The organism is Sandaracinobacter sp. (assembly GCF_041909755.1).
Lineage (GTDB): Bacteria > Pseudomonadota > Alphaproteobacteria > Sphingomonadales > Sphingomonadaceae > Sandaracinobacteroides.
On the sequence record NZ_JAYRCW010000068.1, the window covers coordinates 1 to 13,820 of the forward strand.

Annotated in this window: 11 protein-coding genes; 2 read left to right on the forward strand and 9 right to left on the reverse strand. The window is 66.6% G+C overall.

What is annotated here, in order from left to right:
- On the reverse strand, nucleotides 1–437 hold a 437-nt coding region (locus ACE3O8_RS09775; RefSeq protein ID WP_374389235.1), incomplete at its 3' end, for a DUF418 domain-containing protein.
- 59 nt (nucleotides 438–496) lie between these two features.
- On the opposite strand from ACE3O8_RS09775, the gene ACE3O8_RS09780 reads away from it, so the two are divergent.
- Together ACE3O8_RS09780 and ACE3O8_RS09785 are read left to right on the forward strand one after the other, a co-directional pair.
- Nucleotides 497–1,123 (forward strand): class I SAM-dependent methyltransferase, encoded by a 627-nt coding sequence (locus ACE3O8_RS09780; RefSeq protein ID WP_374389237.1) that lies wholly within the window; start codon nucleotides 497–499, stop codon nucleotides 1,121–1,123.
- 83 nt (nucleotides 1,124–1,206) lie between these two features.
- The gene (locus ACE3O8_RS09785; RefSeq protein ID WP_374389239.1) at nucleotides 1,207–1,359 is read left to right on the forward strand and encodes a hypothetical protein; all 153 of its coding nucleotides are present in this window, start codon (nucleotides 1,207–1,209) and stop codon (nucleotides 1,357–1,359) included.
- Nucleotides 1,360–1,399: 40 nt separating this feature from the next.
- Here the strand turns inward: ACE3O8_RS09785 and ACE3O8_RS09790 are convergent, their stop codons facing one another.
- The 8 genes from ACE3O8_RS09790 to ACE3O8_RS09825 form a co-directional block, all read right to left on the reverse strand.
- Nucleotides 1,400–4,198, reverse strand: a complete 2,799-nt coding sequence (locus ACE3O8_RS09790; RefSeq protein WP_374389241.1) for a TonB-dependent receptor — start codon at nucleotides 4,196–4,198, stop codon at nucleotides 1,400–1,402.
- Between the two features lie 97 nt (nucleotides 4,199–4,295).
- The gene (locus ACE3O8_RS09795) at nucleotides 4,296–7,883 is read right to left on the reverse strand and encodes an ABC transporter permease/M1 family aminopeptidase (RefSeq protein ID WP_374389242.1); all 3,588 of its coding nucleotides are present in this window, start codon (nucleotides 7,881–7,883) and stop codon (nucleotides 4,296–4,298) included.
- A 9-nt stretch (nucleotides 7,884–7,892) separates the two neighbouring features.
- Complete coding sequence (locus tag ACE3O8_RS09800; protein ID WP_374389244.1) at nucleotides 7,893–8,786, reverse strand: ABC transporter ATP-binding protein; 894 nt, start codon at nucleotides 8,784–8,786, stop codon at nucleotides 7,893–7,895.
- 135 nt (nucleotides 8,787–8,921) lie between these two features.
- On the reverse strand, nucleotides 8,922–9,290 hold the full coding sequence (locus ACE3O8_RS09805; RefSeq protein WP_374389246.1) for an EthD domain-containing protein: 369 nt from the start codon (nucleotides 9,288–9,290) through the stop codon (nucleotides 8,922–8,924).
- A complete protein-coding gene (locus ACE3O8_RS09810; RefSeq protein ID WP_374389248.1) occupies nucleotides 9,287–11,014 on the reverse strand; it encodes an amidohydrolase family protein in 1,728 nt (575 codons plus the stop codon). Before ACE3O8_RS09810 ends, ACE3O8_RS09805 begins: the two co-directional genes overlap by 4 nt.
- Nucleotides 11,015–11,088: 74 nt before the next feature.
- The gene (locus ACE3O8_RS09815; protein ID WP_374389250.1) at nucleotides 11,089–11,634 is read right to left on the reverse strand and encodes a DsrE family protein; all 546 of its coding nucleotides are present in this window, start codon (nucleotides 11,632–11,634) and stop codon (nucleotides 11,089–11,091) included.
- Between the two features lie 23 nt (nucleotides 11,635–11,657).
- The gene (locus tag ACE3O8_RS09820) at nucleotides 11,658–12,293 is read right to left on the reverse strand and encodes a TetR/AcrR family transcriptional regulator (RefSeq protein WP_374389252.1); all 636 of its coding nucleotides are present in this window, start codon (nucleotides 12,291–12,293) and stop codon (nucleotides 11,658–11,660) included.
- A gap of 4 nt (nucleotides 12,294–12,297) precedes the next feature.
- Nucleotides 12,298–13,820: thiamine pyrophosphate-binding protein (locus ACE3O8_RS09825; protein ID WP_374389254.1), on the reverse strand; the 1,523-nt coding region annotated here is incomplete at its 5' end.

A 13,820-nucleotide genomic window follows, 5' to 3' on the forward strand; every position in this document is an offset into this window, starting at 1 on the left:
AGACCAAGCGCGATCACGCCGAACAGGAACAACCGGGCGACGGGCTGCTGCCTGAGCGGCCAGATGGCGAGGCCGGCGAGCGCGAACGGCAGCAGGATATCCCCCGACCAGAGCAGCGACCCGTGGACCATGCCGAACAGGAACAGCACCGCCATCCGCGCGACATGGCGCGGCGTCGCCCTGTCGGGCGGGCCGCCTTCGGCCATCAGCAGCAGCGAGGCGCCGAACAGCATGGCGAAGAGGGCGCGCATCTTGCCGTCCACCGCGACATAGGCGGTTGCCCAGAGCGCGATGTTCAGGGGATCGGCGCCGCCGGTGTACATCGGGTTCAGATAGGCCGCGCCCGCGAACGCCATGCCGATGATGTTCATGACGAGGATGCCGAGCACGGCGAAGCCGCGCACGGTGTCGATCGAAGTTATCCTGCTGTCCCCCACGAAAAGAACATCGCACGGTCCGTGCCGATTGGCTAGGCTTTGCCTGGGAGGATGGATTGATGGGTGGATGGTGGGACCGGCACATGGTGCCGAAGCTGATCGGTTTCTGCTGTTCGCAGCCGCCGGTGATGAAGCGGCGGGTGGAGGTGGTGCCGCTGGCCAGCGGCGACGTGCTGGAACTGGGCGCGGGCGGCGGGGCCAACCTGGGCCTCTATGACCGCAACCGGGTGGCGCATGTGACGGGCATTGACCCGTCCGACGGCCTGATCGAACTGGCGACCGAGCGGATGGCCGACGGGGACCGGGGCTTTTTCCACCTGGAGAAGGGCGTGGCGGAAGCATTGCCGTTCCAGACCGGGCGGTTCGACACCGTGGTTTGCACCTTCACCCTGTGTTCGGTGCAGGATCCGGCGCGGGCGCTGGCAGAAGCGAAGCGGGTGCTGAAACCGGGCGGGCGGCTGCTGTTCCTGGAACATGGGCTGTCGCCGGATGCCGATGTGCAGAAGTGGCAACGGCGGATCGAGCCGGTGTGGAAGCCGATCGCGGGCGGCTGCCATCTGACGCGGCCTGTGACGGACAGCGTGACGGCAGCCGGATTTCATGTGCCGGAGCGGCATGGGCGCTATATGGAGAAGTCGCCGAAATTCGCAGCCTGGGTGGAATGGGGCGTTGCCTTGCCGGGCTGAGGCCGCCCCGCTGAAGCCTGGCTATCACGCTCGCAAGCGATGCTCGTTTGCGGGCCGGTGGAGGCAGGGCCAGACTGTGGCCCATGGACAAGGACTCCCGCCTTCAGCCGGTGGATATCGCCGCCCATGCCGAAAAGGCCCATGCCGACGAAGGCGTCGGCCTGGACCGGATCGTGACGGCCATCGTCTTTCTGGCGACGGTGGCGCTGATCCTTCTGTCGCCGCTGGGCAGCTGACGCGCTGACCGCGCCCCTCCCTTTCGGGAGGGGGTTTCGCCTAGAAGAACAGCTTCCGGATCGAGAGTTCGACGCGACGGCCGACCGGATCGATCAGATCGGGCTGGTAGTTGAGCGGGGTGTCGCCTGCGCGGCTGCGCACGTCGATCCGGTCGTCGAACAGATTGTCCACGCCGAACGAGATGCGGGTGCCGCGCAGCCAGGGGGCCTTGCGCACCAGATCGAAACGCTGGCCCAGATCCGCCCACAGCCTGAGGTTGACCGTGGTGAGGCTGGAGAAATGCAGATCTTCGTCTGCGGGTGCGCCGCCGGGGTTCACCAGCACGTCGGTGCCGCTTTGCCAGTTCGCTGTCAGGCGGGCGCCGAGGCCGTTCTTGTTGATTGCCGCACGCGCCTCGAGCAGGTGGCGCGGAACGCCGCCGCTGCTGCCCGTGGCGGAGCCGTTCAGCAGATCCAGTTCGGGCACGCCATCGCGGATCAGGATCGTGTCGGTGAAGCGCCAGGTGTGGAACAGCGAAAGCTGGAAGCGCCCTTCCCCGAAGCCGCCGCCCATCATCGGCCCGCGCGGTGGCCCGCCGGAGCCCGCCTGCGCGCCGCCGGGCGGTGGACCGCCCGCCGGAGCCCCGGACGGCGCGCCTTGCGGGCGTTGCTGCATCCAGGCCGGAATGCCGGGGATCGGCTTGCCGCTGGCCTGCGCTTCGGCCCGCAGCTTTTCCAGCTCTGCCCGGCGGCGTTCCATCGCGGCGCGCTCCGCCTTGGTCGGCTCCAGCCGTTCCGAGAAGTTGAAGCCCCAGCGCAATTCCGACTTGTCGGAGCGCTGGAAGTTGACGGGGCGGTTGTCGATCAGCAGCAGCTGTCCGTCCGCGTCGCGCAGGAAACGCTGCGGAAATGCGGCTTCGATTTCGGCCGTCGCGGTGGGGAAGCCGGAAATCGGGCCGGTGACCTTGGTGCGGACATAATCAGCCTGAAGGCTGAAATCCGTGTCCTTGATCGGGCTGAGGCGGCCGCCAAATTTCCAGACCTGCCGGCGATCCGCCGACAGATCGGGATTGCCGCCGTCGATCCGGGTGATCTCCACAGTCTGCCCGGTGGCATAGTCAAACACACGGACGTTGGGCGTGGTGACGAGCGGATTGCCCAGCTGCTGGATGGAAGGCGCGCCATCTTCCGACGTGTAGGAGGCGATGAACTGGGCGATTTCGACGGGGCGCCAGGTGATGCCGCCCCCCCAGGTGACGAGATTGCCGAAATCGGACAGCTGGTTGGTTTCGACATTGCCGTTGACGCTGAGGTCGCCGAGAAATGCGCCCACATCGCGGCGACGGCTGGTGAGCGGAAGATCCACGCTCATCTGCGCGGTGCCTTCCGTGCGTTTCAGGTTCGTTTCCTGCCCAAGCCCGCCGATCCGGGTGAAGGTTTCGAGATCGCGATGATCAAGGCCCAGCTTGAAACTGGTGGAAAGGCCGCCCGCCGGCAGATCGAGGATGCGGTTGTTGGCCACCGCCTCCACCAGGCTGCGATCCGAATTGGAGCCGGAGCGATCGCGGTTGAGCGGACCGTTCAGCGCGTTTTCCGCGAAAGGATTGAAGCCGGGATCCAGCGCATCGAGCCGGGCCTGGCTTTCGCTGAGATCGAGCGACCTGTCTGTCAGCGTGCGGGATTCATCATGGTCGTGACTGGCGGTGACGGACCAGCGCCAGCCGTTCACATCGCCATTGAAGGCCGCGGCGAGGCGGCCCGTCCAGCTGTCCGCATCGCGGACGAGAGGACCGCGAACCGTCGTATAGCCGACGAGGCGCGTATCCGCCGCGAAGGGCGAGTAGGGATTGCCGGCGGGAAGCGTGACATCGGTGACGGGGAGCCCGAGGCGGCTTTCCGAGCTTGCGGCTGTGACGCGGGCCGACAGCGTCATCTGCGTCTTTCCGCTGAGCGGACGGGTGATGCTGGCGCCGCCGCTGATGTCGGCGATTTCAGGAAGCAGGGTGCGGTAGCGGCCGATATCGGTGCTGTTGGGGCTGTTCGCGCCCGCCGCGAAATCGGCAAGCGTGGGGGCGCTGGCGGCGGCGGAGGCGGGAACTGCGGCGACCGTGACCGTTTGCCCGGCGAGAGCGGACAGGGCGGGATCGATTTCCCCGCCTTCGACCGTGGAGATGATGTTGCCGCCAAGCGCGTAGGGAAGCGTGGGCGGCGTCTGCTGGATGTTCCTGTCACTTTCCAGCAGAGAGGTCGCGCGATCCAGCGAGAAGTCGATGAGGATGCGATCATCATTGTTGATGCGCAGGACGGAGGCTTCGACTTCCTTTTCGTGGCGGCCGCCAGCCGTGGGCGCGCCGATCTCGAACTCTGCAGTGGTGGCGCGAAAACGGGGGCGAAGCACGAAGTTCACAACCCGCTGATCGGCGCGATAGCCATAGGCGAGCGCGGTTTCCTCTGGCAGCACCTCTACCCGGACGATGGCTTCGGGCGGGATCGAGCGGATTTCCTGGAAGCCGGAAATGCGGCGGCCGTTCAGCAGCACCACAGGCATTTCCCCGCCCCTGCCCCGGCCGCTGCTGGTCTGCGGTGACAGCTGGGTGAGCAGGTCTGCCATGCTGCTGGCGCCATAGGCGCGGATGTCGGCCGGGTTCAGCACCAGTTCGGGCTGCACATCGGAAACGATCGAGCCGCGCGGCCGGCCGGCGACGACGACGATATCCTCCCCCATGTCGGCATCGGCCGCCGGTGTGGCGGGAACCGACTGCGGTTCGGGAACGGCCGCCGCCGGCGCATCCTGGGCGGAGGCGGGGACGGAGAGGCTGACGAGGGTGAAGGCGGCGCTCGCGGCCGTGGACTTGAACATGGACACACCGTGGTTACGCGGGAGGAGCCGCCGATCCCCCGGCCATTGCCGGAAGAAAATGAACGGCGGATGTAGGCGGGGGTGGACCGGCCGGGATTCAGCCGGTCACGTCGATCACATTGTCGTCGGAATTGCGGTCCACATATTTGTTGTAGGGGTCGATCCCGGCGAAGGCGGGCTTGTCCTTCGTAATGATCACGATCTTCTGTTCGCCGGTGCGGACAGGGCGGCGCTCCATCCGGATCACGTCGGACTTCGAGAAGGCGCCCTGCCCCGGCCGTGCCCTGAAGAGGCCCACATCGATCACATCCGAAAGCGGGGCCACCGTTTCCTTGCCCTTCCCATCGGCATAAGCCTTGGACGTTGAGACGGTGAGCGTGGTTTCCCAGCTTCCGTCGGGCAGCCTGCGGGTGGTGGCGCCTGAAGCCTTCAGATCGAAGATAGTGATCCGTTCCAGCAGGTCTTCGACCAGCTGCCGTTCCTGCGGCGTGCGGGCCAGCGACTTGAAGCCGTCCACCAGCGTCGTCGAGCGGAGATAGGGCGGGCCAGTGAAGCGGTAGCGGTTCAGCATGTCCGCCAGCATGGCGTTCACCCTGTCCTCGCCCAGCCGGTCTGCCAGCAGGTAGAGCGCCAGCGAGCCCTTGCGGTAATGGATATAGCCCTGGTTCTCGACCCGGTTGAGGGACAGTTCCTCGACCACCTCGCCGCCCCGGTTCCTGAGGTAATTGTCGAGCTCATACTTCAGGAACCGGCGGATCTTGTCTTCGCCGTAGAGCTTTTTCATCACCATCAGCGCGGAATATTGCGCGAGCGTTTCCACCCAGATTGTGCCGCCCTGCATGTCTGCGCTGATGATCTGGTGCGCCCAATATTGGTGGGCAACTTCATGGGCGGTCACATAGGTGGGGTAATCGATGGCTTCGGGATCGGAGGTGTCCGCGAGGAAGCCGATGGATTCCGAATAGGGCATGGTGCCCGCAAAGGCCTGGGCGAAGGTTTCATAACCGGGGAATTCGATGATGCGGGCGTGATTGAACTGGTAAGGTCCGAAGTTTGCGCGATAATAATCCAGGCTTTCCTTCATCGCCTTCAGCATGGTGTCGACATTGGCGTCGTGGCCGGGGTGGTATAACACCGTCAGCTTCACACCGTCGGCGTCCATGCTCTTTTCCGCATAGCGGGCCGACTGGATCGAGAAGGCGTTCAGGATCGGCCCCTTCGAGACGAAACGGGCGGTCCGGCGGCCATCCTTCACGCTTTCGAAGACCCGGTCGCCCGGTGCAATCGCGGTCTGGTCCGCGTCTGTGGTGACCGTGACATCGGCCGAGATCCAGTCGGCGTCGCCGACATAGTTGCGATCCGTTGCCGAAAGATCCTCCAGCTTTGCCGGGCGCAGTTCGGGCGGCAGGCCCTGCTTGCGGCGCTTCACCCGGTCGCTGAGAAGGCCGGATCGGTTCATCCCGATCGACGGCGCGAAAGCGGAATTGTTGAGGAAGCTGCCGTTCGGGATGATGCCGGTGCTGTCCCCGCTCGCCGGGAATCCCTGTTGCCAGATGCGCGTCTGGAAATCGAGCGTGGTGGTGGCGCCCGGCGCAAGCGGCGTTTCGAAGCGGTAGATGCGGTAGCCATGTTCCGCATCGTCCGACAGCAGCCTGGCGCCCGCGACGGACAGGGATTTCACCTGAAGGTCGCGGTTGAAGAAGCGGACGTGAAGATCGGTGACGGGCGCGCCCGTGTCGTTGACGAGGCTGTAGCGGCCCGTGATGTCGGCCCGCCTGTCGGCCGGGTGCAGATCGACGTTCAGCTTCACGTCGCGGATGGCCGGCTGCTTCAGCTTTTCATGTTTCAGATATGTGCGTTCGAAGCTGGCGAGCCAGGCCTCCACATCGTCCTGCGTGCGATAGTCGTTCAGCACGTTGGTGTTGTGATAGATGAAGGCCCCGCTGGCGGCGGCGACGGCCAATCCGCCCAGAAGAAGGAGCCCCGGAACGCCCCGGAGCCGGGCCGGCAGGCGCTGCAGCCGCGCCTTCAGTGAAACGGCCGTTCCGCGCCGCCACAGCAGGTGCGCCAGGACGGCGAGCATCAGCGCGAATGCGCCCCAGTATAACCGCAGCCACCAGGCCCTTCCGCCGCCGATGTCATCCCCGTTCATGTCCGAGAAGCGGACGCGGCCTGTGGAGCCATATTGGTAGAGCGGGTGTTCGAAGCCCATGTTGGTGAGGGTGATGGTGGAGACGAGATAGACCACCATGATCGCCCAGCCGACATATTTGTTGGGGCTGAGGGCCTGAACGAACACGGCCAGCACGGCGAGAATCAGCATGTCCACCGTGAGGGGCAGGATGTACCACAGCGCATATTGGCCGAGCTGGATGTTCGTCTGCCCCCGGATCAGCTGGATGAGGACGGCGGCGACCACCGAGATGACGAGGGTTGCGAACAGCACGGCGGTGACGGCCAGCGTCTTGGGCACCAGATAGGCCCAGTTGGGCAGCGAGGTCGCGTCGATGATCTCGTGCATCTTGCGATCGCGATCCCGCCAGACCAGCTCGCCCGCGTAATAGATGGCGATGATGAGTGGGATGAGGCTGAAGCTGCCGATCAGCAGCTCGATCAGCGCGAAGGTGAGCGGGCGCGCGGGCGTGCCGTAGATCTCGTTCGCGTACCAGAGCGAGCCGCCCGCGTTGAACAGGCCGATCAGCACCAGCACCATGAAGGCAGGGCTTTTGAACACCTGCACCATTTCAAAGCGGGTGCGTTCGACAAGGCGGGGCCACCAGGCCTGCTGCGGGCGGGCGGCGGGCAGCGACGAGACAATCTGCGGCGCGGTCGCCGCGAGCTTTTTGGCCCGGCGGGCCTGCCGTGCGAGCGAGCGGCGGGAGGCGCCCTTCTCGCTGAAGGAGAAGCGGGCATAGGCAAAGGCGAGCGCCGCCATCGCGACACCGAACCAGATCAGCCGGTTCCACAGCAGCTGGCCGTCAACGGGCGGCATCAGCGCATTGCGTTCGGCTGCAGTCCAGTAGCGGGTCGCGTTGCCGATGGCGCCGAAGCCGAAGGGCTCGACGAAGGCGGCGACATCCCGAAGCTCGGGCTTGCTGCGCAGGATGCCGGTGACCACCAGATAGATCACCAGGAACACCACGACGCCCAGATAGCTGTACATCATCGATCGGGTGAGCGTGGCGACGGCGAAGAAGATCGCGGACGTCAGCAGGATGTTGGGAACCGCTATGAACGCCCAGGCGAAGGCATAATGGGCAAACAGGTTGGACCCGACGGTTTCCCGATCGACCCAGGGCATGAAGCTGCCCAGCCAGATGGCGAAGGGCACCACCAGAAACGCGATGGAGGCCGCGACGAACGCCCCCAGGAAGCGGGCCATCAGATAGTCGAACCGGGTGACGCGCGTGGATTTCACCATCGGGCCGAAGCCGGATTCATCATCCCGCACGATCACGTTGGCGACGAAGGCCGTCGTCACGAACATGAAGAAGATCGACAGCACCAGATGGATCTGGAGGATGGCGAAGGGGCTGTTGACGTTGACGTTTCCGCCCGAGCCGATCGAAATCTGCTCGATCGTGGTGGCCCCGAAGGTGAGCAGGAAGAAGAGGATGGAGACGACCCAGAAGACCGGGTTGCGGAGCTGGTAGCGCAGCTCGAAGGCGGCGATGTGGGCGAACATGGGCGGGCCTCAGGCTGCGTTCGCGAACGCGGCGCGGCGGGTCTTCGCGAGCGTCGCGAAATAGACGTCTTCCAGACCGCCATCCACCGGCGCGAAGCCGTCGCCCGGATCGCCTTCGGACAGGATGTGGATGATGGTGCGCCCGGCGAACAGGCGCGTGGAGATCAGCTCGCGGCTGGCGGAATAGGCTTCGAGCTGGTCGCGCGCGATGGCCTTCGCCCAGACGGTGCCGCGCGTCTTTTCGATGAGATCGTGCGGCGCGCCCTCCAGCTGAATCCGTCCGCCGGCCAGCACCGCCATCCGGGGGCAGAGGTCGGCCACATCCTCCACGATGTGGGTGGAGAGGATGACGACGACATTCTCCCCGATTTCCGCCAGCAGGTTCAGGAAGCGGTTGCGCTCTTCCGGGTCCAGCCCGGCGGTGGGTTCGTCGACGATGATGAGATCGGGGTTGCCGATCAGCGCCTGGGCGATGCCGAAGCGCTGGCGCATGCCGCCTGAAAAGCCCGCGATCGCCTTCTTGCGGACCGTCCAGAGGTTGGTCTGGTTGAGGAGCGTTTCGACCGTCGCCTTGCGTTCGGCCGCCGTTGCGATGCCCTTCAGCACGCACATATGTTCCAGCATGTCGTAGGCAGAGACGCGCGGATAGACGCCGAAATCCTGCGGCAGATAGCCGAGGCGCGTGCGCAAAGCCTCTGGATTGGCGATCACGTCGATGTCGCCGAAGCGGATGCTGCCGGATGTCGGCGTCTGAAGCGTGGCGACCGTGCGCATCAGCGTGGACTTGCCTGCGCCGTTGGGGCCGAGCAGGCCGAACATGCCCTTGGGGATCGACAGCGTCACATCATCAAGGGCGCGGGTGCCGTTGGGATAGACGTGGGTGACATTCTGCAGGTGGAGCATCCAGGCGGCCTCTGGCAAAATCGGAGCCCGGAGGAACCCGGGCGGTGACATCAGACTGTCATGCCCGAAATGCGAAGGCCACCGGCCAGTTTTCGACAGTCGCCATTTGTCGAAAACGGGCCGATCAGAAGCCTGTCAGATCACCTGCCGTTCCGTCACGAAGAAGATCGGCGAGCGCGGCAAGTCGATGAACCTGCGCTCGTCCTCCAGCAGCAGGAGGCCGGCTGCCCTGCCCTCTTCCGAGGCGCCGGGCGCCATCAGGCTTTCGAGATCATCCCACCAGAGTTCCGCGACGCCATCATATTCGAGGCCAGCGGAGCCGCGGGCCTGTGCGCCGAAGCCGAGCGCCGGATCGGACAGGCTGTGGGACTGGACATAGCGGCGGATGTTGAGGACGCCGGCGACAGAGCGGACCAGCGGCGCATGCACATCGAACCAGTATTGCTGGAACGCCTCCCGGCTGAGGTTCGGCAGGCGGTGGAGGCAGAAGCTGAGCTTGATCATCGGGCTGTTCCCTTCGGTGCCTCTGTTGCGCCGCGCACCAGCCGGCCCGGCAGCGCGTCGGTCGCGGTGCCCTGTTCGAAAATGGGCGCGCCGGATTTCAGCGTGGCGACATAGCCTGTCGCGCCCTGCATCAGCCGCCGCGCACCCGTGGGCAGATCATGCGCCATCCACGGCCTGCCCAGCTGGAGGTTGGGGAAATCGATGAGGTTCAGGTCGGCAAGATAGCCGGGCGCGACTATGCCCCGATCCCGGAAGCCGACAGCCTGCGCCGTGGCGCTTGTCTGCTGGCGGACAACCTCTTCCAGGTCCAGCCGGGGGCCGCGCGTGCGGTCGCGGCACCAGTGTGTCAGCATGAAGGTGGGCAGGCTGACGTCGCAGATGGCGCCGACATGCGCGCCGCCATCCGACAGGCCGGGCAGCGTGTGGGGGTGCCGGATCATTTCGCGCACGGGCTCGAGGTCGCCGTCGGCATAGTTGTGCATGGGGAAGAACAGGAAGGAGCGGCCATCGTCCTCCAGCAGGGCATCATAGACGAGGTCGAGGATGGGGCGGCCGGTGGCGGCGGCCTCTGCGGCGATGCTGGTGTCTGCGCGCGGCTCGTAATCGATCCGCTCGCCCACGCGGAACATGCGGTGCGGCATCGCCACGACGGAGTTGACGAAGGGGTGATCCGGCAAGGGATCCTCCGCCAGCAGGCGGGCGCGGAATGCGGGGTCACGGAGCGTCCGGACCTTTTCCGCCAGCGGCCTGTCTGCGATCGCCTTCCACGAGGGACGGCTGGCGAAGGGGTTCACCGAGCCTTCGAGCCCGAGAAGCAGGCCGACCGGGCGACCAGCCACCTGCGCCTTGATGGGGTGGCCGTTCGCCACGCTTTTCGAGGTGCGGTCCAGCAGCATCCGCCACGCCTGCGGCACGACATCGGCCTGCACGAGAGAGAAGCTGAGCGGCCGGCCGGACAGCCGGGTCATATCCTCGATCAGCGCGAACTCCGCTTCGAGATCGAGGAAGTCGGACACCCACTGGATCACGCCGGTACCGGCGTCCGCGATGCCGCGCGCGATCGCCTCCATCTCTGCGCGGGCGGCACCGACCGTGGGGGTCAGATCCCCGTCTGCCGTGCGGTGAACCATCGTGCGGGTGGTGGAAAAGCCGATGGCCCCGGCCCGGATCGCATCCGCCGTGAGGGCGCGCATGGCGGCGCACTCGGCGGCCGTCGCGTCCGCACGGGCGGCGCCGCGTTCGCCCATCACATAGACGCGCAGCGCACCGTGCGGCAGCTGAACCGCGACATCGATGTCGTGCGGGCGGCTGTCCACCGCATCCATATAGTCCGCGAAACTCTCCCATTCCCAGGACAGGCCCTCGTGCAACGCCGCGCCGGGAATGTCCTCTACACCCTCCATCAGCCGGATCAGCCTGTCGTGCTCGGCCGGGCGGACGGGGGCGAAGCCGACGCCGCAATTGCCGGTGACGACGGTGGTCGCGCCCAGCGAGGAGGAGGGATCGACGCGCGACGACCAGCTGATCTGGCCGTCATAATGGGTGTGGATATCGACCCAGCCGGGTGTCAGCAGCAGGCCGTCGGCGTCGATCTCCCGCCGGGCTGGGCCGGTGATGCGGCCGACATCTGCGATGCGATCCCCGTCGATGGCGACATCCGCCGTGAAACGCGGCCCGCCAGAGCCGTCCACGACGGTCGCGCCCCGGATCAGCAGGTCATGCATGCGCGCTCTCCCTCTCCTGCCGGGCAGCCTATCGCGGGTTGCGCGCCGTGGGGACTATCGAAGTCGGGGAGCCGTCAGAAGGGGTTCAGCGTATAGCCCTGCTGCTGAAGCTGGGCATGCGCCGTCATGGCGGAAAGCGACAGTTCGACGCCGGGCAGCAGCTCATTCGGATCGAATTCATGGGCCGCGAGGCTTTGCCCGCACAGGATGACGCGAACATTGTGCTTCAGCAGCTGGGTGATCGCATCCGCGCTGCCGTTCGCCGCGCCCTTGTGCCGGGCCGCATGGGCGGCCGGATTCAGCAGGTCGTTCGACGCCGGGCCGTGGACGACGAGTGCAAGGCGGATGTTTTCCGGCTTCACGCCGCTGGCGACCGCCATGTTGATGAAGCGGGCAGCGCTGTTGATGCCGCGATTGATCTTGCCCGGCTCCGCACGCTCGCTGATGTCGAATGCGATGGAGAAGCGGCTGTCTGGCCCCGGCCGGCTGGCGCCGGGAACCATCGCGATCAGGCCGAAATCCCGGAACACCGGCCCCGGCCCGAAATTGGCGTTCTGCGCGCTGGCCCCGGTGCCCGCCGCAAGCAGGCCGAGGATGAGGAGGTGTCGGATTGCGGGCATCTGCGGCCTTCCCTTGAGAGTTTTCAACCCGTCTGTGGCATGGCGCTTTGCGGCTGTGCAACGGGCAGCAGGGGTTCGGCCGAAAGACCTGCAAACAGCAGCCGCGCCGACAGCGCCATTTCCGCCGCGAACCGGTCGGCCCCCCACCCGTCCGCCAGCCAGGCTTCGGTGACGGCGCCGATGGTGCGAAGCAGGGCATCGGTAAGGGCATCCGGCGGGACGAGCGGCTTCAGGCACCCGGATGTGATGGCTGCCTCCACCATCTGCCGCCACAGCTGCTGACCCTGCTGCTGCATCAGCGTGCGCAGTTCGCCGCCTTCCGCGCCGCCCGCCGACAGGTAGAGGCCGCGATAGAAGGCCTGATCGGCGCAGTAATGAACGACCACGGCGTCGGCCGCCGCCAGCAGGCGTGCCAGCGGCGCGAGGGGTGGCAGGCCACCGAGGCGGGCGACGAACGAGTTGAACTCGTCTGCCACGATCAGGCGGAGAAGTTCCGACTTCGAACCCAGCAGATTGTAGGGAGTCGCCGGGCTGACCCCGGCCCGGTCCGCCAGTTGCAGCATGGAGAATCCCGCCCCGCCGCCGTCGCGGATGAGGCCGGTGGCCGAATCCACCAGATGGCGGCGGCGGGCTTCGCGTGTTCGGGCGGACAGGGCCATCGGGTCAGGCCGGAATATTCTCGTAATAGGGGATCATGATGTCGGCGCTGCCCTCTTCCACCTGGCCCAGCATGGAGACGGTGACGGGGTGGACGATGGCCGGATCCGTCATGATTTCCACCAGTGCGGGGCGGTTGGCGGCAAGCGCGCGGTCCATGGCGGGCGCGATATCCGCAAAGCGCGTGACCCGTTCCGCGTGGCAGCCGAATGCGGATGCGATGTCGGCATAGTGCGCGCCGCCCAGCCGGGTGATGACGCTGTAGTTGCCGCCGAACATCATCTGCTGGCCATGGATGGACATGCCCCAGACCTGGTTGTTGATCACGACCGTGACGATGGGCAGGCCGTGGCGCACCATCGAATCCAGCTCCTGCAGGTGGAAGCCGAAGGCGCCATCGCCCGTCATGTGGATGACCCGTCGGCCGGGATGCGCGGCCTGAAGGCCGATCGCGAAACCGGGGCCGATGCCGAGGCATCCAAGATAGCCGTGGCTGACGATGCGACCCGGCGCGGTGACCTGCGCGACATCGGTGCCCCAGGAGGCCGCCTCGCCGCCATCGAAGGCATAGGCGGCATCCGGCCCTGCCGCCTGTGCGACGGCGAGTGCGGCATGATAGGGGTGGATCGCGTCTGCCGTTTCGGTTTCCGGGAAGGCGGCCGCCATCGCAGCCCGGACGGAGGTGGCGGCGGTCCGCCAGTCAGAGAAATCGGGCACGTCCGCGCCGAGTGCTGCATCCAGCGCCCGGACCGCTTCGGCGGTGTCGGCCGCGATCCCCACATCGACATCACGGATGCGGCCGATTTCCGCCGCATCGCTGTGGATATGGGCAAGGCGGGCGGCATCCGGCACGACGAGGCCGGACCGGCCGCCCAGCATCAGGCCCATCTTTGCGCCGAGCAGGATGACGAGATCGGGCTGTTCGATGCCCAGCAGCGGGAAGGCGCCGATGCTGCCCGGCGCGCCGCCATCCGACGGATGGCCGGGGGGCAGCAGGCCTGACGCCTGCGGCTTGGCGAAAACGGGAATGGCAAGGCGCGAGGCCAGCGCGCGGACAGCCTCTGCCGTGCGGGCGTTCGCGGCCTCCAGCCCGGCGATCAGCACCGGGCGTCTGGCAGCGCGCACGAGATCGGCGAGGCAGGCGGCCTCTTGCGGGGCCGGGGCGGAATGAGGGCGCACATTGACGCCCGCGGGCGGCGTGGCGCGGGCTTCGGGCACGCTCATGTGCAGCACGTCGATCGGCAGTTCGAGGACGACCGGGCCGCAGGGGGCCGTCATCGCCTTGCGGATGGCGAGTGCCGCGAGATCGGGAATGCGTTCCGTGGACGAAATGGACAGCGCCCATTTCGCGAGCGGCCGGGCGGCGGCGATCTGGTCGATGCCGCCCTGCAACGGGTTGGTTTCCTGCTCCCTGAGCGGCGGGGCGCCGATGATCACCAGCATCGGCGTGCCATCCAGACGGGCGTTGGCGATGGCAGACAGGGCGTTGGTGAAGCCGGGGCCGGCGGTGACGATGGCGACGCCCAGCT

Excerpts from the sequence above, each read along its gene's own strand:
- ACE3O8_RS09810 (WP_374389248.1), bottom strand. The coding sequence starts at position 11,014 with ATGCATGACCTGCTGATCCGGGGCGCGACCGTCGTGGACGGCTCTGGC.
- ACE3O8_RS09805 (WP_374389246.1), bottom strand. The coding sequence starts at position 9,290 with ATGATCAAGCTCAGCTTCTGCCTCCACCGCCTGCCGAACCTCAGCCGG.
- ACE3O8_RS09785 (WP_374389239.1), top strand. The coding sequence starts at position 1,207 with ATGGACAAGGACTCCCGCCTTCAGCCGGTGGATATCGCCGCCCATGCC.
- ACE3O8_RS09820 (WP_374389252.1), bottom strand. The coding sequence starts at position 12,293 with ATGGCCCTGTCCGCCCGAACACGCGAAGCCCGCCGCCGCCATCTGGTG.
- ACE3O8_RS09780 (WP_374389237.1), top strand. The coding sequence starts at position 497 with ATGGGTGGATGGTGGGACCGGCACATGGTGCCGAAGCTGATCGGTTTC.
- ACE3O8_RS09815 (WP_374389250.1), bottom strand. The coding sequence starts at position 11,634 with ATGCCCGCAATCCGACACCTCCTCATCCTCGGCCTGCTTGCGGCGGGC.
- ACE3O8_RS09795 (WP_374389242.1), bottom strand. The coding sequence starts at position 7,883 with ATGTTCGCCCACATCGCCGCCTTCGAGCTGCGCTACCAGCTCCGCAAC.
- ACE3O8_RS09790 (WP_374389241.1), bottom strand. The coding sequence starts at position 4,198 with ATGTTCAAGTCCACGGCCGCGAGCGCCGCCTTCACCCTCGTCAGCCTC.
- ACE3O8_RS09800 (WP_374389244.1), bottom strand. The coding sequence starts at position 8,786 with ATGCTCCACCTGCAGAATGTCACCCACGTCTATCCCAACGGCACCCGC.